The sequence below is a fragment of the Tautonia rosea genome (assembly GCF_012958305.1).
GTDB lineage: Bacteria > Planctomycetota > Planctomycetia > Isosphaerales > Isosphaeraceae > Tautonia > Tautonia rosea.
In genome coordinates this window covers 70,410-95,260 of record NZ_JABBYO010000008.1, presented here as the reverse complement: position 1 = coordinate 95,260, position 24,851 = coordinate 70,410, and the positions used below count along the sequence as shown (strand labels likewise).

The window sequence follows — 24,851 nt, the reverse complement described above, 5'->3', positions numbered from 1 at the left end:
GGAAATGGGGACAGGCACCTCGCGGACTCGGAGCCAGTCCCCATTTCCCTGACCCTCCACAGGTAATCGGAAACGGACCTCGTCCAGGATCACGCAGAAGCGGTCGGGCGTTCGCAAGCGTTGGGACCGAGCGGCAAGCCCGGTTGCCACGCCTGCGACGCCTCGACCGCTTCTTCATGCGCGAGCGAGCATCGTGGACGGGCTCATTCGCGCGTTCATTCTTGCAGCATTTGCTGGTACGTTTGTCGAGCGCGATCGTAGGCCGCGCGCGCCTCATCGCGCTCAGCCGGGGCAATCCATTGACCGCGACGACGCCAGAGTTGTTCGAGCGCTTCGAGGCACCATTGCGCACTCTGCCGTGAAGCCCGGATCGGCTGCCCGCTGACGATCACCTCAACGGGATTGGTGTGTAGCTGAGGGAATTGCCTGAGGGCGACCCAGCTACTGCGGTCGATCGGAACGTCGAACTCCAGCGCGTGGATTTCCCCATCGGCCGGGACCTCTCGGGACGCAACGACCTGGCCGTTGACCACTAATTCGACGATCCGGGGCTCGCCCGGCTCGGTGAACTGGTCGTCGAGGCGGGGGCCATGAAGGTCAACCGTGTCTCCCACGAGCCGGGGGCCGCCGGCAGGGACCAGACTCCCGTACGCCACCGCCCGGGGGAGCTCGGGGGCGAAGGCGACCTTGGCGTGAATGGCCAGGGTCGAGGCCCCGTCCCGCTCAACCTGAGCGCCCGGCGAGGCACCTCCCACGGTGAACTCCAGGGCGTGGGCGTATCCGTCGGAGACGTAGGAACGGCCGCAGGCCAGCCCCTCGCACCAGGCGTCGAAGTCGATCGCCTCGACGGCGCCGAGTTGCACGTACACGCGCCCCTGGCCGACTCGCATGCCGCTCATGCAGGGGAAATCGGTTTCGCCGCTCACCTTCATCGGGAACCCGCAGTTGAGCAGGTGGTACCACATGTTCCATTCGGCGATTCGGGGGGTGTCCATCGCGCTGATGAAGTCGCAGAGTTCCAGCGGCGCCGCGACCACAATTTCCATCGCGCCGACGCCATCCATCTCGGGGACGGCAAGGTTGGGCAGCGTGTCGGCGACCCGGTCGTGGCTGACCCGCAGCTCGGCGGGAATGAGCACTCCATCACGGTCGGCATCGACCGTCTCGAAGTCCTCCGGCAAGAGGCCTGCCCGGGCCTCCGCCGGGGAGAGCACCCCGTCGGCATCGGCGTCGAGCGTTTCCATCAGGTGGCCGGAGGCGCGCTCGGGGTCGATCTGGAGGCCGGAGGCGGAGTGGGCGTAGCCGGTGATCGCTCCCTGGTTCTTCGCCCAGCGGAGCACGGGGATCGTCCAGCTTGGCCATCCGGTCGTCGCGGTGTTTTCGGAGCCGGGGTAGGTCTGATCGCGGAGATTCAAGAGGCAGACGTGCCCCAGAGCCTGCGAGCCGAACCCGCTGACCTCGACATCGTACTTGAGCAGCGTGAACGGCTCGCTCAGCCCGTGGACGGTTGGCTCGAAGAACCCGCGCTGATAGTCGTAACAGGGCCCCCAGGTGAGCACGCATCCCACGTTCAAGCCCTCGCCTTGAACCTGGAGAAAGACGTCCTCCGGCACGATTCCCTGGGTCGGGTCGGTGTAATGGGCGCAGCCGGCGGCGTGGATGTGGTGGTCGCCGCTGAAGAAGCCGAATCGGGCGGGGTCGATCCATCGTTCGAGCGGCACCTCAAGGGTCACGTCACCTTGCTCGGGAAGGATCACCTCCCGAGACAGCTCGCGGTATTCCGGCCCCCGGGTGGAGATCATCGTCAGGCGTCCCGGAGGGAGGAGGACCACGTCGCCGTCCTTGCGATAAATCTGACGCTGGAAGAACAGATCGGGGGCCACGCGCTTCGCCTGAGGTGGGTAGACCTGGCCCGAGCGATCGAGGAAGGTCAGCCGGGCGGTGGTGGGAGAACCGTCGACATCTCGGATGCGCAGGGTGACCGGGATGGCCGGGCGGACCTGGAAGAGGATGGGGACCTCGCCCCGGAACCCCAGGTCCTGGGTGCCCGGGCCGATTGCGAAGCCGAGGGTCGCCTCGCGGACGCCGGCCTCGGCGCTGTAAATCAAGGCCACCGCGTATTCGACCCCCAGGCCGCTGAGGTTCGGCGTCATGGGAGGGTCGTCGAACAGCTCGACCTGAAGGAATCGGCCGGGGGCCCCACCGGGGACTTCCCCCTCTTTCAGGTGGAGCTGGTCTTGCCGGGTCATGCTGAGCATGGCCGCCCCGGCCGTTACCGGACCCGATTGCGGGCTCGAAATCGTCATCCTGCGGCTGGCCGTGCTCTCGTTGAGGACCTTGACCAGGACCGGCGTGAAACCGCCTTGCTGCAGGAGGGCCGGGGCCGGTCCGCGAGCAACCTTGACCCGCTCCTCCGGGTTGATGGAGACTACTGCCAGGACGTGAGCATCAAGCAATTCCTGGATCGATAGCGCGTCGCGGGTCTCAAGGGCGAGCCCCAGAGGCTCGGCGGTCGACGCAGGGAGCGGAGCGCCGAGCAGCTCCAGGGCCTGGAGCACCCGGCCGACGTTCGCCGCCAGGGGCTGGCCCTCCACCGCAGTTGGCCTCAGTTCCTGGGCGACTGCGGGAGAGGCGACCGCGACGCTTGCGAGTAAGATGAGCCAGGAGATCCCTCGGCGAAGGATCTTGCAATCACAGTGCCTCGGAACGATCATCGGGACTCACTCCTTCGGAACGCGGCGTGACGACGACCCATCCTCGGGAGCACGCTCCGGGGCGAGCCATTTCCTTTACTATCCCGGCAGACGGCCGGCGCCGCAACGCCCCGCACGTTCGGGCCTCCGATCGACCTCCAGATCCACCCCAGGGAGCAAGTCATGTCGGGCACCCTGCACCTGTTTGTGTCTCGCGGCTTGCTGGGCCTGAGCCTGCTGTGCGTGACGGTTCTGACGCGGGCCGAGGCGCCTGGGGCCGAGGTCGGATCGGTGCGGCTCCAGATCGTCGGGCCGGGCGAGTCGGGAGCGGCCGAACCCATGCCCGCCAGGGTGTCGCTCAGCGGCCCCGACGGCGAGCCGGTGCTCCCTCCCGGCCTGCCGAACTGGCGCGACCACTTCAACTGCGACGGAACGGTCGAGCTCGACCTGGACCCCGGCTCGTATGCGTACGTCGTCGAGCGGGGGCCGGAATTCACCCGATCGGCAGGGAAATTCATGATAGAGGCCGGGAAACGCGTGGACCTGACCGTGCCGCTGGAACGGCTGGTTGACCTGCCGGCGCTCGGCTGGTATTCGGGCGAAACCCATGTCCATCGTCCGCCAAGCGACCTGCCGCTGTTGCTCCGGTCGGAGGATCTGCATCTGGCCCCGGTCCTCACCGTCTGGAATCGAACGAGTTACTGGCGCGATCGTCCCTTGCCGGATCAACGGCTCCTTGAGCTCGAACCGGGGCGGGCGTACCACCTGATGGCCTGCGAGGACGAACGCCGGGGCGGGGCGTTGCTGTACTTCAACCTGGAGCGGCCCCTCGACCTGGATGCGGACGGTCCCGAGGCCCCCTCTCCGGTCGTCCACCTCCGCGAGGCCGTGGCGGAGCAGGGGGCGTGGGTCGACGTGGAGAAGCCGTTCTGGTGGGACATGCCGACCTGGGTGGCGACCGGCCACGTCCGGTCGATCGGGATCGCTCACAATCACATGTGGCGTCTCGGCGTTCTGGACAACGAGGCGTGGGGGCGACCGAGGGACCGCGACCAGTATCCCCCGCCTCGCGGCAACGGCCTCTACACTCAGGACATCTACTACCGGCTGCTCAACTGCGGCCTCCGGATTCCCCCGTCGGCCGGTTCCGCCTCGGGTGTCTTGCCCAACCCGGTCGGATACAACCGGGTGTTCGTCCACCTCGATGCTCCGTTCTCGTACGAGGCCTGGTGGCAGGGGCTCGCCGAGGGCAGGTCGTTCGTGACCAACGGCCCGCTCCTGGTCGTCAGCGCCAACGGCGAGCATCCCGGCAGCGTCTTGCAATCGCCCGAGGGTGAGCCGGTCCAGCTCGAGTTCGACGTGCAACTCTGGTCGAATGACCCGATCGAGGCCATTGAGGTCGTCCGAGACGGCCAGGTCGTTCATCGGATTGACGATCCGGACCTCGGCGAGCCGATCCGGCTCGATGCGCTCCACTTCGATCAGAGCGGTTGGTGTCTCGTTCGGGCGATCGCCGACGTGCCGGAGACGTTTCGATTCGCCAGCACCGCCCCGTTCTCCATCGAGGTTGGGGAGCCACGTCGGCCCGTCCACAGGCCGGACGTGGAGTATTTTCTCCGCTGGATCGACGCTCGGATCGAGGCGATCGAGGCGGACCCCGAAGGCCTCCTGACCGATCCGTCGGTCAGGCAAAGCGTTCTGGAACCGCATCGGGAGGCTCGGCAGTTCTTTGAGCGGCTTCTGGGCCAGGCGGAGTGACGGTTGGGCGATCCCGCGGGCCTTCCACACCACAGCGCCGCCAATCAAAAAACCCGCCCGGCTCGTCGATGGACGAAGCCGGACGGGATTATTTGCGTTTGCTTCCCCGCCGATCCGTGGCCGAGTTGCAATGCGGGGAGGTTCCGTCCCTCCCGACCGATGGCCGCCTTACTCTGCGGCCCAGTTTCTGTGTGATTGGGTTTCGGTCGTGACGGGGATGACTTCAAACGTGCCGTCGCTGGGCACGATGGGAACCTCGGCCGTGAACCAGCCGGGGGGCAGGTCGGCCTCGGTCCAGTCGCCCGGAATCAGGCGGATGTTCGGGGGCATGCCCCAGGTCAGGCGGATCAGGCCCATCGGCTCGACCCCCTCGGCCACGGTAAAGGTGTCATCCCGGAAGACGGGTTTGGGATTGGTTCCCATGGTTTCGGGAGGTACGAGGACCGCGCCGGTGCTCGTCTCCTGCACGAGCAAACCGATGACCGGCTGCGAGCAGGCCGACACCATCACCGAGGCCCTTGGGGCCACGATTTGCCAGCCTTCGCCATCGATGCGGCCCATCATTTCGGGTTCAAACACCGCGACCCGCAAGATGCTGTCGGTCTGGTTGACGATGCGGTAGTCGGCCCGAGCGGTTCCGGCAAACAGGGCGACAATGCCCAGCGCCAGCAAGACGGAAATCAGGTATTCATCCAGGCGTCGTGTGGTAAAGAGAAACATGGCAGCCTCCTCCCCGCGTTGAAACGGGAAATGGGGTCATCCGACCCGGAGGCAGCCGATCCTCGGCTGTCTTCGGCCATCACTGAATCCTACGTCAAGCACCCGAGCCGTTGCAACGAAAATCCCGGAGATTTTGATCTATCGATGCAGCCGATACTTTGACGTGCCATGATCGATCCAGCCAATGGTGATTTCGCAGAGCGAGGAGGCAGTAGGCAGTAGGTAGGAGGCAGTAGGGAGAAGACTCACTTTTGCTTGCGAGCGTGGGGGAAGGATCAAGCTGTCTCCCTCTCCCCGCTGAGCGGGCGGGGGGAGGGCTGGGGAGAGGGGTGCTCATCCGGCTCGCCAGGTATCGCGATCGAGTCGCGCAGTCCCCTCACCCGGCCTTGCGGCCACCCTCTCCCCCGCAAGCGAGGGCGAGGGTTCAGGGCCGGCTTTCTCGCCCTGCATGCGGGGCGAGAGTTGAGAGGATAACGATGCGTCTCGAAAGGCGATGCCGAGGCCTCACGAGCTGCCCCGAGACGTATCGGGGTCGATCCGGGGCAGGGGAAGGAAGGGAACGGACGTGCCGGCGTCGTAGTCGCGGTCGCCGGCCTCGAAGGCAGCGAAGCCATCGGCCAGGGCCACGGTGCGGAGGTCGGCCGAGCCGGCCCAGTTCAAGGGCTCGACAACCGCTCCCTCGCTCAGGCGGGCGGGGAAGAAGGTAGGCCGATCCCCCCGGTGGGCGAACGGTTTGGCCAGTCGGGCGGTGAGGGTCGCGGCCGGGCCTCCTTCAAGCCCGCGAAGGACTCGCAAGGCCGGGGCGACGAACAGGAGGAAGCCCACGACGCCGCTCACCGGGTTCCCCGGCAAGCCGAAGACGAGGGTTCCGGGCAATCCACCGGGGCGTTCCGGCCCGATTCCGAACAGCAAAGGCTTGCCCGGCTTGAGCCGGATCTTGTGGAAGACGGCGGTCATGCCGAGCCCTTCCAGCGTGCCCGGCACCAGGTCGAGCTTCCCGGCCGAAACGCCTCCGGTGATGAGCATGACGTCTCGGGTCAGGCCCTCGGCCAGGATTGCTCGCAACCGTGTCGGTTCGTCCGGCGCGATGGGAGCCACGGCACTCTCTGCGGCCGAGGCCCGCACCAGGGCATCGAGCATCGTGGCGTTGCTGTTGCGAATCTGCCCCGGCCCCGGGGTCTGATCGGGCGGCACGATCTCGTCGCCGGTTGAGACGATGGAGACGACCGGCCGGGGCACGACCATCGGCGAGGCCCAGCCGACCGACGCCAGCAGACCGAGCGTCACCGGGTCGAGCCGATCGCCGGGGCCAAGCAGGGTTTCCCCCTCCCGCATCTCGCGGCCTTTCGTCAGGCGGCCGGCGTCTCGGGTGACCGGTTTGCGGGGAGTGAGGGTGACACGGTCGCCGGTTCGTGTGCTGTCCTCGACCATCACGACGGCGTCGGCTCCGTCGGGCATCGGGGCGCCGGTCATGATCGCCGAGCACTGGCCGGGGCCAATTGCCTTGGTCGGCACCCGGCCGGCGGTGATCTCCTCGATCACGTCCAGGTCGAACGGGCCATCCCCCTGAAGGTCGGCCGATCGCACGGCGAAGCCGTCGAGCAGGGCCTTGTCGAACGGTGGGAGATCCCGATCGGCCGTCACCGATTCGGCCAGAACGGTCCCAAGGGCATCGGCCAGGGGCACCTGGCGAGGGGGAAGGGCCTGGGCATGATCGAGCACGGCGCGGAGGGCTTCGGCGACGGAGAGCATCGGCCAGGATCTCGCTGCGAGTCGAGGGGAGGGATGGGACATTGCGCCGATGAGTCACTTGCCGATGAAGTTCCGCAGCAAGTCGGTGCCGGCGTCGGTCAGGAAGCTCTCGGGGTGGTACTGCACGCCTTCCAGCGGCCAGACGTGATGGCGGATGCCCATGATCTCCTGTTGATCGGTCCAGGCGACGACCTCGAAGTCGGGCGGGACGGTGTCGGGCTTGAGAATCAGGCTGTGGTAGCGGGTGGCCTCGAACGGGTTCGGCAGGCCGCGGTAGACCCCTTTGCCGTCGTGGAAGATCAGCGACGTCTTGCCGTGCATGATCCGATCGGCGCGGACGATCGAGCCGCCGAAGACCTGCCCGATGCACTGGTGCCCGAGGCAAACCCCCAGCAAGGGGACCTTGCCCGCGAACTGCTCGACCACGGCCATCGAGATGCCCGCCTCGTTCGGCGAGCAGGGGCCGGGGGAGATGATCACGTGCGTCGGCGCTTTCGAGGCGATTTCCTCGGGAGTCGTCTGATCGTTCCGGACGACCCAGAGATCGAGCGTCGGGTCAATTTCGCCGAGGCGCTGAACAAGGTTGTACGTGAACGAGTCGTAGTTGTCGATCAGAGCGATCATGCCGATTCTGCCGGAGGGCTGACGGTCGGAGGCAACGGGGTTCTGTTGCATCATATCCGGCAACCGGCACAACCGGAAGCGATCGCGGGACAGTCGGGGGGATCGGGAGGGTCGGACCGGGTCGAGGTGTCGATGAGAGAGGATGAACGGGAAAGAGGCGTCGTCGGAGTCCGGAGGACGATCCACCGACCGCCTTTGAGAACCATCTCACAGAGGAGGGAGTCCCGATGCTCGCCGGCCTGACGATTGCTCTGGGTCTGACCGTGTTCGGTGGTCACCCGATTGTGGGGCAAACCCTGAGCCCGCCGCCGATTCCCGCCCATCCGGTCCACGGCATGCGCGTGCCGGCTCATGGACCAGGCGCCCCGGCGGTTCCGCACGAGGGGGACGGCCACGGACACGGGCTCGGTCATCATCACGCGCATGGCGGCTCGGGAGGATTCATCCTGCCGAACCCCGGACCCGGAGACGGCTGGGGCTTCCCGAACGATTCGCCCGACGGCTACGGCTGGTACGATCCGGGCATCACCTTGCCGATCCGGGAAGACCGGACCACCGCCTACTACTTCCGCCGCTACATGGCCGTCCCTCCTGAAACCATGTTCCTGCCGAACTATTACAACCCGTTCGTCACCCGAGGCCAGCGGTATCTGCCTTATTCCGGGCTCGGCGGCATGCACGCTGCCGGAGGAGCCCCGAGCGGATCGGCCGCCACCCCGGTCACTCCCTACAGCGACCTGACCCGAGAGGTCCCCTCGGCCGACATCCCCACCTTCTCCGGAGAAGTGCAGGCCCCGCCGATCAACTCCAGCCGGATTGATAGCATGATTGATAATTGACCTCGGCGCCGATCCCGACGGCTCCCTCGCCCGGCCCGATGCTCCCTCTCGTTCCCTCCTGGTGTGAGGGGAGCGGGCTTGAAGGCCGGGGCTGCTCCTTTGAGCGAGCGTTGCGGGGGGAATCGACGTCAGCGGGTGTGATCCTCAGACGTGCCTCAGGTCGTGTTTCGAACGAAAAAAAAGAGGGCCCTCGCTCGGGTGAATCTGTTCTTCCTCCGATCCGCAATCGTCCCCGGGCGCAGGGCCCTTCTCCGATCGAGCTTTGGCGCCAATGGTTCCCGACCCTGAACGACTGCCCCGAGCATCGTCGCCTCGTTACACTGTCGGCGACACCGTTCAGGAACGAGCGTTCCTTGCGACTTACACCCTTGGATTGAGGCTGCCATGCGTCCGCGCGTTTCGCTCCCGACATTCCTCGCCAGGATGATGCGAGCTGTTCCTGCCTGGATTGCCGCCGTCGCCGTGTCGGCCGGGCTGACTCCCCCGGCCGGGGCTGATGAGCCGGTGCGCCTCCGCGTGCTGAGCTACAACATCCACCACGCCCGAGGGCTTGACGACGAGGTGGACCTGGAGCGGATCGCCCGCGCCATCAACGCGGTCGAGCCTGATGTCGTCGCCCTGCAAGAAGTCGATCGCAACGTGGCACGCTCCGGTTCCGTCGACCAGCCCGCCGAGCTGGCTCGCCTGACCGGCACCGAGGCCGTCTTCGACCGCAACATCCCCCTGCAAGGGGGCGAGTACGGCAATGCCCTGCTGACGCGATTGCCGATCCTCGATCGCCGTAACGTCCACCTGCCCAGCTTTTATGAAGGCGAACAGCGCGGCTGCCTGGTCGTCGATGTGCAAGGCCCCGGCAACGTGGGACCGATCCGGGTGCTCGCCACCCACCTCGACTACCGAGGCCCGAACGACGAGCGCCTCGCCTCGGCCGACCTCATCGCCGAGATCGCCAGCGAGCATCCCGACCGCCCGACGATCCTCATGGGAGACCTCAACGCCCTGCCCGACAGCCCGACCCTTCAGCGCTTCGATGCCAACTGGACCCGAACCAACACCGAACCCCTGCCGACCTACCCCTCCGAAGGCCCAACCCGGCAGATCGACTACATCCTCGTCCGTCCGGAAGGCCACTGGCGCGTGGTCGAGATCCGCGTGCTCGAAGAGCCGGTCGCCTCGGACCACAGCCCGATCTTCGCCGTCCTCGAATGGGTTGGCAACGCCGACTGATCCTCGACCTTCGCGAGCAAGCCTTGAGCGTGAGCCATGACGGTGATCGGACCTTCCCTCACCCTCTCCCCGCCCGTGGGGAGAGGACCGAGGTGTTGGGTCATCGTTCGGATCGCCTCGCCTCGCTTGGCGTTCTTTTGCTCGGCCCCCTCACCTTGCCTGGCGGCCACCCACTCCCCCGCTCGGAGAGGCAGGGGTGGAGAATCGAGCGACGTGGCTCGACTGCTCGGAAAATCGGCTCAGTGCGCTCAGTGATGGCGTGGTTGGGGGCTTCTCAGTGAATCGCCTGGCACGCGGCGTGCCTGTTGTGGATGCTCTCCCTCGGGGCCTCCCCCGGACATCGGGCCGGAACGGGTCGAGCACAAATGCGATAACCTGTGGTGTGACAGGTGGTTATTGCTGCCATTCGATCGTCTGCAACGGTTCCAATCGCCCGATGCCTCCCCCCCACCTTTGCCTCCTTCGACCCCCAAAATGCCCATGATTCGCGCACGATCGCTTCCGTTTTTGGCACTCACGGTTCTGGCACTGGTCGCGCTTTTTGCGACGGGATGGTCGTCGGGCGTGCCCGTCGGCGAGGAGATCAGCCCCGGCGACACGGCCTGGATGCTCACGGCGGCGGCGCTGGTGTTGTTGATGACGCCGGGCCTGTCGTTCTTCTATGGCGGCATGGTCGGCTTCAAGAATGTCGTGTCGACGATGCTGCAAAGCGTCATCGCGCTGGGGGTGATCAGCCTGCTCTGGGTGGCCGTCGGCTTCAGCCTGGCCTTTGGCGACAGCATCGGCGGGATCATCGGCAACCCCTTGACGTTCCTGATGTTCGACGGCGTCGGCGGTGAGACGAGCGAGGCGCTTTCGCCGACGATCCCGCTGGTGCTGTTCGCGATGTTCCAGCTCAAGTTTGCGATCATCGCTCCGGCCCTGATCACCGGATCGTTCGCCGAGCGGGTGAAGTTCTCGGCCTACCTGCTGTTCATGGTCCTGTTCAGCCTGGTGATCTACTCCCCTCTGGCGCACATGACCTGGCATCCGGACGGCCTCTTGCGCAACTGGGGGGTGCTCGACTTCGCCGGCGGCACGGTGGTGCACATGTCGGCCGGTTTTGCGGCCCTGGCCGGGGCCTTGCTGCTCGGCCAGCGGCACAGCCACAAGAACCGCGAGAGCCACGTACCGGCCAATATTCCCTTCGTCTTGCTGGGCACGGGAATGCTCTGGTTCGGCTGGTTCGGCTTCAACGCCGGATCGGCGCTGGGGGCCAATGGGGACGCGGCCCTGGCCTTTGCCACCACGAATACGGCGTCGGCCGCGGCCATGCTCGCCTGGATCTTCTGGGACTGGATGCTCGGCAAGAAGCCGTCGGCCCTGGGGGCCTGCATCGGGGCGGTGGTCGGCCTGGTGGCGATCACCCCGGCGGCCGGGTTTGTCACGATCCGGGAGAGCATCGTCATCGGCCTGGTGGCGAGCGTCGTGAGCAACATCGCCGTCCACCTCAAGACGAAATCCACGCTCGACGACACGCTCGACGTCTTCCCCTGCCACGGCATCGGCGGCATCGTGGGGATGATCCTCACCGCGGTTTTTGCCGACGGCGGCCTGGCCGAAGGGGAGTTCAGCCTGTTCGGCTATCACATGCTGGCGTTGGTGATCGTCTCGGCCTTCACCTTCTTCGGGGCCCTGGCTCTGTACAAGGTGGTCGATTTCATCATCCCGCTCCGCGTGACCGAGGAGCAGGAACGGATCGGGCTCGACCTCAGCCAGCATGGCGAGTCGGCCGTCGGCTATCTGCTCGCCGCCACCGTCTCCAGCAACGGCAATGGCAACGGCCACACCAACGGCCACTCCGAGACGCCGAAGCCCGAGTCTCAAGCAGTCGGCAGTCGGTAGTCCCTCGCGAGGATCACGCTCGATCACGCGGCGAGGGTTGACGATCTTCCTCCCTCTCCCCGCTGGGCGGGGAGAGGGGTCCTCATCCGGCTCGCCAGGGGAGGCGTTCTTCCGCTCGGCCCCCTCTCCCGGCCTTGCGGCCACCCGCTGCCCCGCGAGCGGGGGCGAGGGTGGACGATTTTCCTGCCTTACCCGATGGGAAGGGAGGACCGGACCCACGCGGAGAGGCTCACGCTCGCACCCTGTCGAGCCGAGACGCGAGGGCTTCCATCACCCGTCGGTCCGGGCTTCGCTCAGGGTTCCTCCCGAGGCGTCCGCCACCGTCCGACCCTTGCCGAGACCCGGCAGGTGCGGCCCCTTTCCGGCCCGACCGGCGCGGATGGTGGCAATCAGTTCGAAGTAGCGGTCGAGGTGGGCGGCCTCGGACCATTCGTTGATCCGCCTCGAAAATCCGGCGTGCGACAGTTCCTCGCGCAGCTCGTCGTCATGCACGAGCCGCCGGATCGACCAGAGCAATTCGGCATCGGTCCGGTAGCCGAGTCCGCCGCCGCTGCCCACCGCGTTCTCATACAGGGCGCCGCCTTCGACATCGACGATCACCGGCGTTCGGACCGAGAACGCCTCCAGCACCACATAGCCGAACGTCTCGGGAAAGAGTGACGGCACCACCACCGCTCTTGCCCCGTGAAAGAGCCGGGCCAGCCCCTCGCGACCGAGCAGCCCGTCGAACTTCACGTTCGGCAGATCCCTGGCCAGGTGCCGCAGGCGAGCCTCGTACGGCCCGGTGCCCGCGATCCGTAGATCGACCTCGGGCAGATAACGCATCAGCGGAATCAGGCGCTGAAATCCTTTCATGCGAACCAATCGCCCGGCCGCCGCCACGTAGGGGCGCTTGGTCTGGCCCGGCTCCTCGTCCTCAATCCCTCCCGACCAGTCATCGGGCAGGAAGTACGGCAGGTGGACCAGCGGAGCGCCGATCCCTCGGGCCCGGTGTTCCTCCAGCGCGTGACGGCTGGGAAATACCAGAGCATCGAGCTGCCGGAGCGATCGGTCGATCAGGCCCGTCGAACGCCATGCCTGCGGCGGCCGCTTGCCGACGAGGCTGCATTTGATGCATTCCTGCTTCTCGCATCGCCTGCGGTCGTATTTCCAAAGCAGGTGCATGGGGCAGATGAGCCAGTGCTCATGTGCCGTCATGATGCGAACCGCGTGCGATCCCATCTCCAGAACCGCGGGCCCGCCGATGAGCGAAATGTTGTGAAAGTGGACGACATCGGTCTTCACGTCGTCCAGCAGGTCCTTCAGCGCCTCAGCCTTGAAATAGGGGCGGCCGGTCACCTGGGTGGCGATCGGGGAGAGGATCCCCGCCTTGCTCTTGAGCGGGTGGACCGTCACCCCTGGCGGCGGCTCGAATGGGCGGAGCGGATGTGAGCCCCGGACCGACTCGAACGCATCGACGCAGTGGGCGACGTGGACCTCGTGCCCCCTCCTCGCCAGCGCTCCGGCCAGCCGCTCGACGTACGCCGCGTCGCCGCCGAAGCTGTGGGCGCCGAAGAAGGTGGTGACCATGCAGATCCTCATCGGCGTCCTCCCTGCCACCGGCTCAAGCCCAGACCCTCCCTGGCCCGGATCAGATCGAACCGTTGGTGTACCACGGATTGCTCGATCGGGCTAGAGCGGTTTCCGCGTGGGAGGAGCGTCGGGACACCACCCTCATCGGAGTCTTGCTCCTCGTGAAAACGAGAGAAATCCCGGGTTCTCGACCCTTGCCCCCGCGAGCGGGGGCAAGGGTGACCGAAGGCCGGGTGAGGGGGCTCCCGGTTCGAACGCCTCGCCTGGCGAGCCGGATGAGGACTCCTCTCCCCGCCCAGCGGGGAGAGGGAGACAGAGTGATCTTCGGCCAACGCTCGCGAGTAAGTTGCCTCCAGCCTCACGCCTCCTCCTCCGGTGGCCCCAGGCCGGATGACATTGATGCGAAAGGGGATCTCACGCTACCCCGATGGCCTTGCCCGTTGGGGCGGGCCGAGCGCCCGTCGCAAGTCGGCCACGTCGGCCTCGGTCGTCCCGCAACAACCGCCGAAATACCGGACCCCACAATCGAGCAACCGAGGAATCTCCCCCTCCCAGCCGCCCCCCGAGGGACGCATCACCAACGGCAGGCCGACCGGCCGTCGCAGGCGATCGGGCAACGTGACCGCCCGATCGGGCGGAATGCAGTTCCAGCCGATCGCCTGAAGGCCGACCTCGTCCGGATCGAAGTCGAATGCGGGCAGCGGATCATCATCGGCCACCAGCGCGTAAGTGACGATCATCGGCAGGCCGACGACTTTGTGAAGCCGTTGCAGGCGGTCGCCGATCGGCTCGGTCGTCCTGTTCGTTTCCAGCAAGAGGGCATCGACCCCTTCGTCGGCGAGCAGCCGGGCCTGTTCCGCCTCGTCCTCGCTGCCGGGGGCGGTCGGGCCAAGACAGCCGAGCACGAGCCGATCGGGGCCAGCCGCCTCGCGGGCGAGGGTCGCGGCCTGTCGGTTGATCGCCACCACGTCGGCGGCCCGACCGTAGCGGGCGAGCCACAATCGGTTTGCGCCGAAGGTGTTGGTCGTCACGGCATCGGCTCCGGCCTCGATGTCGAGCCGGTGGATCGCGGCAACGCTCTCGGGCCGGTCAAGGTTCCAGAGGCTCGGGTCGTCTCGGGTCAGGTCGAGCCCTCGGGCGATCAGGCGGGTGCCCATCGCGGCGTCGAGCAAGATCGGGCCGATCATCGCCGATCACCCCTTCGAACGGGGCCGCTTGCGGTACTTCGTACTGACTCGGGTGAGGAAGCGTTGTTCCTCAGGGGTCAGAGCATCGCGCCCCTGCTCGTGGATCTTGGCGAGGATCTCGTCCATCCGGCGCTCCTCGGCGGCCTCCTTGCTCGACTGCCGCTGCCGACGCGCCTCGGACCGCCGCCGACGCCATCGGGCCAGGGCGTTCTCGCGGTACGGGCGGACCACCGGACCGCTCCCTTCGAGGCTCGTGTAGCCTTCCGAGAAGTCGTAGCCGAAGAGGTTGTCCTCGTAGAAGCCTCCTTCTTCGAGCATCCGCATCTCGAAGCGGACCATCAGCTCGATCAGGATCGCCAGGCCGATCAGCTCGAACCCCCCCGTGCTTCCGGAGAAGAACAGCAGGCGGATCACGCCGATGATCGCCAGCAAGACGGCGAACGACCGGGCCATCCACGGGGCGATCAGGCCGTCTCGCGACGACGTCAACGACGGCCCAGCCAGATACGCCCGCAAGACCCGTCCCCCATCGAGCGGCAAGGCCGGAATCAGGTTCGCCAGGAACAGGACCCAGTTGAGGTAGGCGAACCAGCCGACCATCCAGATCGCCCCGAGGGCCTCGGCCGGCTCGCCGGCGATGGTCGGCGCTCCGCTGCCCGATCCGCCCGAGCCGAACGGGTTGAGCGTCATCCGGGCATCGGCAAAGAGCAGGCCGACTCCGAGAATCGCCGCCAGGCTGAGGCTCGTGAGCGGGCCGGCCAGCGCCACGGCCATCGACTCTCGGGCGCGGGCGACCGACACCGGTTGCGGCCCCTGAAAATTTCCCAGGGGCCAGAGCCTGATCTCGTCCGGCTCCATGTCGAGCCGATAGCTGGCCGCCACATGTCCCAGCTCATGCACGCCGAGCGCCAGGGCCAGCAAACCCAGCCAGGCGAGCGTTTCCAGGAGATCAACGTCCCCCTCGCCGTTCAGCAGGGTCGCCCCCAGCAGCTTCACGACCACGAAGACAATCAGCAGAAAATGGACCCGGACCGGGACACCCGCCCATCGGCCCAGGTTGATCGACCAGGAGAACGGATCGGACATGGCGGTCCACTCGCGGGGGGGAACCGGGCGGGACTTGGTCGATTTGATCGCCACTGTCGCTATTCGCGCAGCGTTCAGTCTAGCAGGTCTTCCCTCGCCCTCGCAACGAGGCCCGTTGATTCCTGTTTTTTTTGCAAGGAACGATTGCGACGCCTTGCGATTGTCCGTGTTCGACACCAGAGAGACGTTGCTCATCGGTCTGGTGAGGCCGATCGGGGCTCGTTCGTCGCAAAGGCCCTCTCCCGGCCGTCTATCCAGGGATCTGGGCCCTTGGGCTCGCTAGAATGAGGAGCACGACCGGCCCCCGTCCTTCGGACAGCAGGGGAGCGGCCTTGCCCGATCCCGAACCCTTCGATCTCCGGAGACGGCCCCGCATGATCGTCCCCTGGCTCCTCCTGTTGCTTTCGCTGCCGACGGCCGGCGCGGCCGATCCGATCGACGACGACCTGCGCCTGAATCAGGTGCAGGTCATCGGCACGCACAACTCGTATCACCTTGCCCCCAGCCCCGGCGTGATGGGCATGATCGCCCAGCTCAGCCCGAGGCAGGCCGAGGCGATCGACTACTCGCATCGTCCCCTGGCCGAGCAGTTCGGCACTCTGCTCATCCGGCAGATCGAGCTCGACGTCTTCGCCGACCCCGACGGCGGCCGCTATGCCCGGCCAATGGCCCGCGAGGCCCTCATTGGCCGCGGCGAAGATCCCGGCCCCGACCCGAACCGCGACGGCGTGCTCAACCCCCCCGGTCCGAAGGTCCTTCACGTTCAGGATATCGACTATTTGACCACTGCGGCGACCCTGGCCGACGCCCTGGCCCAGGTCCGCGACTGGTCGAAGGCGAATCCGCAACACGTACCGATCCTCATCCTCATCGAGCTGAAAGACCGCGCCGTCCCCGGTCTTTCTCAGCCGGCGCCGATCGGCGCCGAGGCCCTCGCCGAAATCGAGCGGACGCTCCGATCGGCCTTCGAACCCGATCACCTGCTCACCCCCGACGACGTTCGAGGCGACTTCGACACCCTTCCCGAGGCCCTCAACGCCCGAGGCTGGCCCCGATTGGCCGAGGTTCGTGGTCGGGTCGTCTTCGCGCTTGACAATACCGACCGCATTCGAGACCTCTACCTCGACGGGCACCCGAACCTCGCCGGTCGCGTCATGTTCGCCGATGCCGGGAGCACCGATCACCCCGCGGCCTCCTGGTTCAAACGCAATGATCCGATCGGGCAGTTCGACGAGATCCAGCGTCTTGTCCGCGCCGGTTTCCTCGTCCGGACCCGAGCCGATGCCGACACTCGCCAGGCCCGATCGGGCGACACAACCCAGCGCGATCGGGCCTTTGCCAGCGGTGCCCAGTTCGTCAGCACCGATTACCCCGAGCCCGACCCCCGGTTCACCGAGTACCGCGTCACCTTGCCCGACCAGGCCGAGGCGATCCCCAATCCGGTCGCCCTCGGGAGCGACACCGGGGGTCAGGCCATTCCCTGAACTCGGCCGGGCCGCGTTGGGTCCCTTGCCTCGCCACCGCTTTCTCTCCGTTCCTGTGCCTCGTTCCGGAGCCGTTCATGTCCGAGCCCAGCAGCACGCACCCCGAACCTTTGCGGATTGCCGTGCTCGGCAATGGCACCAAGCCCGACGTAATCACCGCGTCGGAAGCGCTCGCGGCGGAGATCCAGGAGCAGCCGGGCCTGGAGCTGACCGTCGTCGATCTGGGGAGCGACTCCGACCTCTCCGGGCTGGAGGCCGAGATCGCCCTGGTCCTCGGCGGTGACGGGACCGTCCTGCACACGGCTCGACGCATGAAGGACCACCCGACCCCGGTCCTCGGAGTCAATCTCGGACGGCTCGGCTTCCTGGCTGATCTGACCCCTCCTGGCCTCCGCGACCGCCTGGCCGACCTCGCCGCTCGACGCTTCACGGTCGAGAACCTCATGACGCTCGACTGCACCATCCGTCGCCCCGATGGTCAGACCTTCGTCTTCCGGGGGCTCAACGATGTCGTCCTCCGGGCCGCTCCGCCGTTTCATCTGATCGAGCTGGGCCTTCGGATCGACGGCGAGAGCGTCATCAGCTATCGAGGCGACGGCCTGATCCTGGCCACCCCGGTCGGCTCGACCGGCCATAGCCTCTCGGCCGGCGGCCCAATTTTGCCGCCGAACGCCCAGATGTTCGTCATCACGCCGATCTGTGCCCACACGCTCACCCAGCGCCCCCTGGTCGATGCCTCGCACAAGTGGTACGAGGTCATCCCGAGGCTGACCGAAGGCCAGGCCGTCACCGCGGTCATCGACGGTCAGGTGCAGCAACCGCTTACGCCTGGCGACCGCCTCGCCGTCCGTCGCGGCGAAACCCCGTTCCCGATGGTTCGCCTCTCCGGCCATCTGTTTTACCGGACCCTCCGCGACAAACTCGGCTGGGGAACCGATCCCGCCCTCGATCGCCGCTCGGGTACTGGTGGCGTCTAAGTCTGCTGAATGGCTAACTCCTTCACGCGTAAATTCGCAATTCTGTTTGCAATTTCACAAATCCATGCGCTCGATCCTTCTCTTGGTAGCGTTGGTGGTCCTCTCCTTCCTGGCCTTTGCCTGGCCGGGGCTGTTCGGATCGGACGCAATGGACCCGTTCCTTGCCAGCCGAGGGGCCTTGTGGGCCTTGATCGCGCTGGCGATGTTCGCGATCGGCTGGCGGTTGCCGGGCGAGGAGGTGGCCCGGGTCGCCTTGCGCTGGCCGAGCGTCCTCGGCGGTACGGCGATTCAGTATGCCAGCATGCCGATGCTCGCCGTGGCCACGGCGAGCATCGCCCGGCTCGATGCCGATGCCACGGTCGGCCTGATGCTTGTCGGTTGCGTGCCGGGGGCGATGGCCTCGAACGTCCTGACCCTGATGGCCCGAGGCAACGTCAGTTACTCCGTCGGCCTGACGACGGCCGCGACCCTCGCCTCGCCTTTGGTCGTCCCTTTGGTCCTGCGCTGGTCGCTCGGCGGCGTTTCGGTCGACTTCCCGGCGATCGAGGCGATGCGGCAACTGGCCCTCTTTGTCGTCCTGCCGGTCGGCCTCGGTCACGGCATCGGCCGATCGTTGCCGCGTCGGCATCGGCTCGATGGCCCGATCGCCTCGCTCGTCGCCAATCTTGTCATTTTGTGGATTATCGCCGTCGTCGTGGCCAGCAACCGCGATCGCCTGGCCGGGCCGAGCCCTCGGTTGCTGACGGCCCTGCTGGCGGTGAATCTGCTCGGCTATCTCGCCGGGAACCTCGGCGGCCGGTTGCTCCGGATCGACCCGCCCATGCGACGCGCCCTGACCCTCGAAGTCGGCATGCAAAACGCCGGCCTGGGCACGACGATGGCCCTGACCCTCTTTCCCGACCGCCCTGCCGCTGCCATCCCGTGCGCCCTGTACACCTTCGGCTGCATGCTGACCGGCACGGCGCTGGCCTCCTGGTGGTCGCTCCGCGCCGACCAATTCCCGACCCACCCGCGCCAGAATTCTGCCGAGCGGGTATGATCGTCACCCGACCGGCATCGGTGCCGGTCGTTCGTTGATCGGGCCTCGACAGGATGAGCGAGGAGATCGTGCGACCGTCGCCGACCTTCCTTTGCCTGGTCTGTCGTTTTTCTCTCACCAAGGACCTTCTCGATGATCGCTCGGCTGCTGCTTCCCGGCCTGGTGGCCATGCTCCTCGCTCCGGGTCTTGCCGGTGCGCAAGACCCCTTCGGAACCTACTCGTACGTCAGAGGTCAGCGTGGCGACCAGAAGATCGCCGAGGCCGAACTGAAGGACAACACCGTCAAGATCGAAGACGGCAAGCTCTCCCTGATCGGCGCCGACGGCACCGTTCAGTTCGAGATCCGCTACGTCATCGACGACGAACCCGAAGAAGGCACCTACAAGGCCACGATGGAAATCGTCAAATCGACGATTATGGAAGACGCCGTCGGCGCGAAGGCCAAGGCCCTGGGCAAGGCCGAGGGCACCGAAATCCTGCTCATCTACGAGTTCGGCGGCACCGACTACCCCGAATCCTTCGAGCCGAAATCCCCGTCGCAGCACCTCTTTGTCCTGAAGAAAGTCCCCGCCGGGACGCAATGAGAGCCCTGGCTCAGCCCCCCTTTTGTTTCTCTCGCCCGAGGCAAATCCGCCTCGGGTTTTGCTTCTCTCGCAACGGCTCTCAGCGTCGCACCGGTGCCGATGCCGTCGCATCGGGGCGGGCCACGATCGGCTCCCGAGGCTCGTAGCGCACCAACCGCCAGAACTCGTTCTCGACGCGATCCGTCGCAACGTGGGTCTGGTCCAGCGCCTGGTAAAACCACGGGAGCAGTTGCCTGGCGTCGGTCTTCTTCGATTCGATCAGCCAGCCGCCGAGCTGCGATCGCCGGGCGAACCGCTCCATGTACAACGCCGGTCGGTCATTCGCCAGGGGAGAGAAATTCAGGACGGGCAGGGCGGGTGTCCACGACCGGTTCCGCCAGCGAATCTCGCTCAATCGGGTCCGGTCGGCCGGGGGCCAGACCCCCAGGGGACCGAACTCCCACGGGCCGTTCCGGTTGTCGAGGTAGGTGATCGGATCGTCCGGCCCGAGATTCGCCCGCGCCAGCAGTTGCGCCAGGTCGGGATTCATCGTCGGCATGAGTCGATCGACCGAGGCAATGTACCCTCTCCGCAAGGCGGGGCCCCAGGGTCGAAGGCACTCGGCATTGCCAAAGCCAATGAGCATCAGCATCGTCAACACCGGGATCACGCTCGCCCGGGCCGGATCGACCGCGCCTCGGCGGCGGCCCCGATCGCGGCTCGGCAGCCCCCAAAGCACGGCCAGGCCCACGCAGACGATCGGAACCAGGCAGTGCAGGAACAGCGGATTGACCCGGATGACGTAGTAGCTGCTCGCTCCCCAGACCATCCCCCAGACCCCAAGCGCCGGCGCCATCGTCGCGCACGAGGCCCCGCGACCCACCCTCGCAACCACCGTGGCTGAGATCGCGCAGAACAGCACCAGCATCACCCAGATCGGCCCATCAAGCCGATGCGGATCGTCCATCACCACCCCATCGACCGTGAAGGCCATCACGTAATCAAGGAACCGGGGCCAGTCGGGCAGATGACCAAGCCCCACCTGATACCAGAGCGAGACAATTCCAACGGCCGCCGACACGACCAGCGGAACGGTCAACAGCCAGCCGATCAGCCTGAGGGCAATCACCGACCCTCGAAGGGGCTTCCCATTCGACGACCCCGCCACCGCCCGTCTCCAGGCCATCACCGCGAAGCCCGGCAGCCACATCACCGAGCAATAGAACGCACTCTCCGGGGCCCAGAGCACCCCCAGCATCCACGTCAACTGGCCCACCGCCGGAATTCCCCACCACCGCCACCCCGTCACCTCGGCCCGAGACTCCCAAACCAACACCCCGAGCAAGGCATAACACCAGACATAGCGGTAGGCGCTCAGCGGCGGGTGAACCGACGGCCCCGTCAGGTAAAAGGCGATGCCCGGCATCAGGAAGGCGGCCATCAGGGTTGTCAGCAAGGCAAAGGGATAATTCGTCGAGCCGGTCCGAAGCGATCGGAGCAGACCATAAAGCATCACCGCGGTCGCCGCCGTCAGCATGGCATGAACGAGATAGTACGCCTGCCAGGGGCTGGCCACCGGCATCCACGCCACCAACAGAACACTGAGAAACCCATACGTCGATGGCACGTCCCAGAGCAGCCAACCCCCCTGACGAACCAGCTCGGCCGGACCCACCGCCGCCGCCCAGTGGGCGAACCTCAGCAGACCAATCCCGTCGACATCATACGCGCTCGCTCCCCCGAGCGAGTCGACCCGGAAACTGGCCAGCACGATCAGGACCAGCGCCGCCAGATCCGCCCACCTCGCCCAGCGCCGCCGCCTCGGACGGATGGCCCTTGCCCCTCGTGGTCGGCCCACGTTCGCCAGGTTCAGCGAGAGCAGGACCATCGCTCCCATCAGCACCAATTTCGGGTAGAGCGAAACGGCGAGGAACTCTTGCAGCGATCCCCAGTACAGCAATCGTGCCGCAAAAAACCAGGAAGCGACCACCACCACCGCCCGGACCAGGCCTCCCGGCAACCGAAGCCAGAACTTCCGCGCCGATGGGAGCCAAACACACCACTCCCAGACCACCCGTCTCTCCTCGGTTCGCACCTGCACCGCGGATGCCAGGGCCAGCAGCGCTGCATTCAACAAACCCAGCGCCAGCAACGTCGGGTCAAAGTGCAAGACAAGAAACCAACCGATTCCGCCCACGGCCACCATCGCCAGGGCGATCAGGACCACGCCTCGCACCCCTTGACCCACCGGACCGGCCCGACGACGGACCCCCGCGCCCAGCAGCAGCACGATCGGAAACAGTGATCCCATCAGGATTTGGATCGCGATCTTCGTCTGGTTTCCGTCCCATCCCGGTTGTGCGATCACACCCCCAATCACTAGCAGCGCCAGCCCCGCAATGCTCAGCAAGCGGACCTCATCACCGAGCCAGGCAAGCATTCGAGACCAACCCACGAGCCCCCGAGACGCCTTCCTTGGCATCGCTCGTCCTTTCTTCAGATCAACCGGCGTTGGCCGGCGTGTCACCCCCTCAACATGTTTTTACGCGTAACGACTTTACAGAACGAATGAATATGAAGACTTTCGTTCGATCGGTCAAGATCAGTCCCTTGCCCCCCGGTCAAGCGGACCACGCCTCGCCCGTCGTCGCAAGACCTCCCTCGATCCCTTGGGATTACACTCAAGCCCTCACCTTGATCACTTTTTTCTGTAAACGTATCGACAGTTTCCCGAATTTTGAGTGTACGCCTGTTGACAAACAGCCGATCGTATGAGAGAACTCCACGAGCCTCGCTGAGATCTGTTCGCGTGAACAGGTTGCGCCAGGCCCGCGTGACCAGACGTCGTGCTGGAATCCGTTGAACGAAGGAGGGGTTGATGCAATCGGAACCGACCCGTGAACACCGCTGGCTCGATGCACTGATCGGGGAATGGTCGTATGAGATGGAGTGTCTGATGGGGCCGGATCAGCCGCCGATGACCTCGACCGGGACCGAGGTCGTCCGGTCGCTCGGCGGGCTCTGGACGGTCGCCGAGATTCACGGAGAGGGCCCCAACGGCCAGCCGTCGATCTCGCTCATGACCCTCGGCTTCAACCCGACGATCGGCCGATTCACCGGCACCTTCGTGGCCTCGATGATGACCCACCTTTGGACCTACGAGGGCTCGCTCGACGCCGACGCTCGCATCCTGACCCTCGACGCTGAAGGCCCCAGCTTTTCCAGCGAGGGTGTTTCGAAGTATCAGGATATCATTGAGCTCGTCGACGACGACCACCGGATCATGCGCTCGCAGCTCCTCTCCGACGACGGCAACTGGATTTCCTTCATGACCATGCGCTACCGCCGTCGTTCCGCGGCACCGGGCGCCGCTCACGAGCGTCTCTCCGCCTGATCCTGAAGGCCAGCTCCGCCCCAGACCCTCAGCCCGCCTTGAAAATCGAACAAAACGGCTCGGGAGCGGTCGGCCGCCCCGAGCCGTTTTTCACCCCATTTGATTCTCACAACACGTCACACGAGCACATTCGTTCTTGAGGAAGGTTTCCGCCGGAAGCACACGCTAAGGCCTTTGCCCTCGCTCTGGCGGAAACCTTGAGGCACCGGCGGCGAGCATCGTTAGCGCCGCCGAGGCCAGTTCTCGACCATGGTCTAGTCCAGTTTCCGTTTGCCTGTGAAGGGTCAGGGAAATGGGGACTGGCTCCGAGTCTTCGAGGTGCCTGTCCCCCATTTCCCGGCGAGCCGCTCCGCTCAATCGAAAACCACACTAGTCCATCAATCGTGCTTCGCCCGACGGTGTCGTCGCCGCCGATGCAGGCCGAAGCCCGCCAGGGCCACCGAGCTGATGCCGGCCATCGCCAGCGTCGACGGTTCCGGCACGACGGTCGCCGAGACCTGCTGGAAGCCCACGTTGAAGCGGACCGTTTCATCACCGCCGGTCAACAGCTTCGTTCCCGTCAGGGTTCCCGTCAGGGTCCAGTTGAAATCCGCTAGGTTCACATTCGAATAAAGGCGCTGGTTGATGAAGCCCAGCGGATCGCCCGTGCTCGGCGTCACCGTGCCCGACAGAAAGCTGCCGTCGGCAAGCGACAGACCGGCCCCGGAAAAGTTCAGGTCATCAAACGCGAACGACGATCCCGCCTGTGTCGCCCGTGCGCTGAGCACCAGCGAGTTGAACGCCGAAGGGGGCAGCTTGCCGTTCAGGTTCGCCTTGTTCGATCCGGACGGAGTGGTGGTGAAGGTCCCCCACGAGACCGTCCGATCGAGCGATCCCGGCCCGTCGAGGCTGAAGATGATCCCCTCGCCGGCGCGGTGTTCCAGCATGAATTCAAACACCTTGCCGCTGGTCGTCGCCACGTTACCCAAGGTGGCCGTCACCTGATCGGCCGGGGTGACGGTGCTGGGAGCGTTGTCGAGGCTCACATCAAACCCGGTGTTCGACAGGCGATACTTCGCATTGGCCACGGTGCCGCCGACCGAGTCGATCGTCACCAGGGGAGAGTTGACATAAATTTGCCCCGCCTGGGCTGGAATGGCCACCCCCAACAAGGCCAAGATTCCAAAAACGCGCGATCGAAGTTCCATCAACGTTCGTTTCCTCATCAAAAACCACGTGGCCATTTGGAACCTTTCCCAGGGCCGCTCGATCAATCTGCGGACGGCGATCCCTCCCCCGTCGTCGTCCCAAGAAGACGCGTCTGGGGTCTTTCGCCGCTTGCCTTTCGATCGGGCAATCCCAAAGGGGCCCCAACACTGACCTGCCATTGCCCGCGAGAACGGACCCTGCCCTCACGTGCCGAGGTTCCGGGCTCCTCGGCTCCCAGTCACCGACCGGTCGCCCGAGTTCCCCCGGATCAACTCCTTGTCTGAGGAAAGGGACCCGGCCAAGGTGCTGAACCTTTGCCCCCCTCCCTCGTACTCGTTCTACACCTCCCCCCGCGATTCTGTGTCGCTCCATGCATGAAATCGGCGCGAACTGTTGAATGGTGGCAACATCCCTTGTCGATCCCGACCCTCCCCACCCCGCGTTCGACCCCCTCGATGGTCCTGGTGCTCCCCAATTTCCGGCAAGAAAAAGTGACTCCCGCCCCCCTCAATTCAGAGATTCTTAGAGAGGCTCGCTCGCTCCTGTCCCTGAACGCTCGCATTCTCAATCCGGCTCGATTCCTCCCTCCGTGACGTTCCGCTGACATGCCTTCTCGGTGATTCATGCGTGGTTGCATGATTGCTCTTTTTCCTCGACCTTCTGGCACAGGATCGTGTTCGATCGCCCGCTCGGTCGAGGCGCGAAACGAACCCATTCCTCCATCCCCCGATTCCCGAAACGAACCAGGTGATTCGAGGCAACGCATTTCCCGAAAACGACTTGCGAAGCGAGCCGTCAGCGCACCAGATCGCGCACGGAAGGCGCACCGGGGCTCCCGAGGAGACGCCTCGATCCCGCTCGAT

At 65.9% G+C, this 24,851-nt stretch carries 18 protein-coding genes; 9 read left to right on the top strand and 9 right to left on the bottom strand.

From position 1 onward, the window contains the following. Window positions 1-215 precede the first annotated feature (215 nt). A complete protein-coding gene (locus HG800_RS15435; RefSeq protein ID WP_169977535.1) occupies window positions 216-2,714 on the bottom strand; it encodes a CehA/McbA family metallohydrolase in 2,499 nt (832 codons plus the stop codon). 162 nt (window positions 2,715-2,876) lie between these two features. On the opposite strand from HG800_RS15435, the gene HG800_RS15430 reads away from it, so the two are divergent. Beyond that, window positions 2,877-4,451, top strand: coding sequence for a CehA/McbA family metallohydrolase (locus HG800_RS15430; RefSeq protein ID WP_169977534.1), 1,575 nt, complete (start codon window positions 2,877-2,879; stop codon window positions 4,449-4,451). A gap of 168 nt (window positions 4,452-4,619) precedes the next feature. Here HG800_RS15430 and HG800_RS15425 read toward each other — a convergent pair whose 3' ends face one another. From HG800_RS15425 to HG800_RS15415, 3 genes are all read right to left on the bottom strand, one after another. Continuing rightward, on the bottom strand, window positions 4,620-5,171 hold the full coding sequence (locus HG800_RS15425; RefSeq protein WP_169977533.1) for a hypothetical protein: 552 nt from the start codon (window positions 5,169-5,171) through the stop codon (window positions 4,620-4,622). 504 nt (window positions 5,172-5,675) lie between these two features. After that, complete coding sequence (locus tag HG800_RS15420; RefSeq protein WP_169977532.1) at window positions 5,676-6,923, bottom strand: molybdopterin molybdotransferase MoeA; 1,248 nt, start codon at window positions 6,921-6,923, stop codon at window positions 5,676-5,678. 54 nt (window positions 6,924-6,977) lie between these two features. Then, window positions 6,978-7,547 (bottom strand): anthranilate synthase component II, encoded by a 570-nt coding sequence (locus HG800_RS15415; RefSeq protein WP_169977756.1) that lies wholly within the window; start codon window positions 7,545-7,547, stop codon window positions 6,978-6,980. A 227-nt stretch (window positions 7,548-7,774) separates the two neighbouring features. On the opposite strand from HG800_RS15415, the gene HG800_RS15410 reads away from it, so the two are divergent. The 3 genes from HG800_RS15410 to HG800_RS15400 all read left to right on the top strand — a co-directional run bounded on the left by HG800_RS15410 (window position 7,775) and on the right by HG800_RS15400 (window position 11,497). Beyond that, entirely contained in the window at window positions 7,775-8,386 is a 612-nt protein-coding gene (locus HG800_RS15410) for a hypothetical protein (protein ID WP_169977531.1), read from the top strand. Window positions 8,387-8,770: 384 nt separating this feature from the next. Further along, window positions 8,771-9,613, top strand: a complete 843-nt coding sequence (locus tag HG800_RS15405; protein WP_235963718.1) for an endonuclease/exonuclease/phosphatase family protein — start codon at window positions 8,771-8,773, stop codon at window positions 9,611-9,613. A gap of 480 nt (window positions 9,614-10,093) precedes the next feature. Next, window positions 10,094-11,497, top strand: a complete 1,404-nt coding sequence (locus tag HG800_RS15400; RefSeq protein ID WP_169977754.1) for an ammonium transporter — start codon at window positions 10,094-10,096, stop codon at window positions 11,495-11,497. Between the two features lie 270 nt (window positions 11,498-11,767). Here the strand turns inward: HG800_RS15400 and HG800_RS15395 are convergent, their stop codons facing one another. From HG800_RS15395 to HG800_RS15385, 3 genes are all read right to left on the bottom strand, one after another. Further along, window positions 11,768-13,078, bottom strand: coding sequence for a glycosyltransferase family 4 protein (locus tag HG800_RS15395; RefSeq protein WP_169977530.1), 1,311 nt, complete (start codon window positions 13,076-13,078; stop codon window positions 11,768-11,770). Between the two features lie 410 nt (window positions 13,079-13,488). Then, a complete protein-coding gene (locus HG800_RS15390) occupies window positions 13,489-14,256 on the bottom strand; it encodes a homocysteine S-methyltransferase family protein (RefSeq protein WP_169977529.1) in 768 nt (255 codons plus the stop codon). A gap of 6 nt (window positions 14,257-14,262) precedes the next feature. Continuing rightward, on the bottom strand, window positions 14,263-15,342 hold the full coding sequence (locus tag HG800_RS15385) for a site-2 protease family protein (protein ID WP_169977528.1): 1,080 nt from the start codon (window positions 15,340-15,342) through the stop codon (window positions 14,263-14,265). 374 nt (window positions 15,343-15,716) lie between these two features. On the opposite strand from HG800_RS15385, the gene HG800_RS15380 reads away from it, so the two are divergent. The 4 genes from HG800_RS15380 to HG800_RS15365 all read left to right on the top strand — a co-directional run bounded on the left by HG800_RS15380 (window position 15,717) and on the right by HG800_RS15365 (window position 19,427). After that, the gene (locus HG800_RS15380; protein ID WP_169977527.1) at window positions 15,717-16,826 is read left to right on the top strand and encodes a Ca2+-dependent phosphoinositide-specific phospholipase C; all 1,110 of its coding nucleotides are present in this window, start codon (window positions 15,717-15,719) and stop codon (window positions 16,824-16,826) included. 77 nt (window positions 16,827-16,903) lie between these two features. Further along, window positions 16,904-17,803, top strand: coding sequence for an NAD(+)/NADH kinase (locus HG800_RS15375; protein WP_169977526.1), 900 nt, complete (start codon window positions 16,904-16,906; stop codon window positions 17,801-17,803). Window positions 17,804-17,867: 64 nt separating this feature from the next. Continuing rightward, window positions 17,868-18,842, top strand: coding sequence for a bile acid:sodium symporter family protein (locus HG800_RS15370; RefSeq protein ID WP_169977525.1), 975 nt, complete (start codon window positions 17,868-17,870; stop codon window positions 18,840-18,842). Window positions 18,843-18,974: 132 nt separating this feature from the next. Then, window positions 18,975-19,427: a hypothetical protein gene (locus HG800_RS15365; RefSeq protein WP_169977524.1), complete on the top strand. Its 453-nt coding sequence runs from the start codon at window positions 18,975-18,977 to the stop codon at window positions 19,425-19,427. A 79-nt stretch (window positions 19,428-19,506) separates the two neighbouring features. Here the strand turns inward: HG800_RS15365 and HG800_RS15360 are convergent, their stop codons facing one another. Further along, window positions 19,507-21,888, bottom strand: coding sequence for a hypothetical protein (locus HG800_RS15360; RefSeq protein ID WP_169977523.1), 2,382 nt, complete (start codon window positions 21,886-21,888; stop codon window positions 19,507-19,509). 396 nt (window positions 21,889-22,284) lie between these two features. Here HG800_RS15360 and HG800_RS15355 point away from each other — a divergent pair, with 396 nt between their 5' ends. Then, entirely contained in the window at window positions 22,285-22,800 is a 516-nt protein-coding gene (locus HG800_RS15355) for a DUF1579 domain-containing protein (RefSeq protein ID WP_169977522.1), read from the top strand. Window positions 22,801-23,177: 377 nt separating this feature from the next. Here the strand turns inward: HG800_RS15355 and HG800_RS15350 are convergent, their stop codons facing one another. Next, window positions 23,178-23,987: a PEP-CTERM sorting domain-containing protein gene (locus tag HG800_RS15350; RefSeq protein ID WP_169977521.1), complete on the bottom strand. Its 810-nt coding sequence runs from the start codon at window positions 23,985-23,987 to the stop codon at window positions 23,178-23,180. Window positions 23,988-24,851 lie beyond the last annotated feature (864 nt).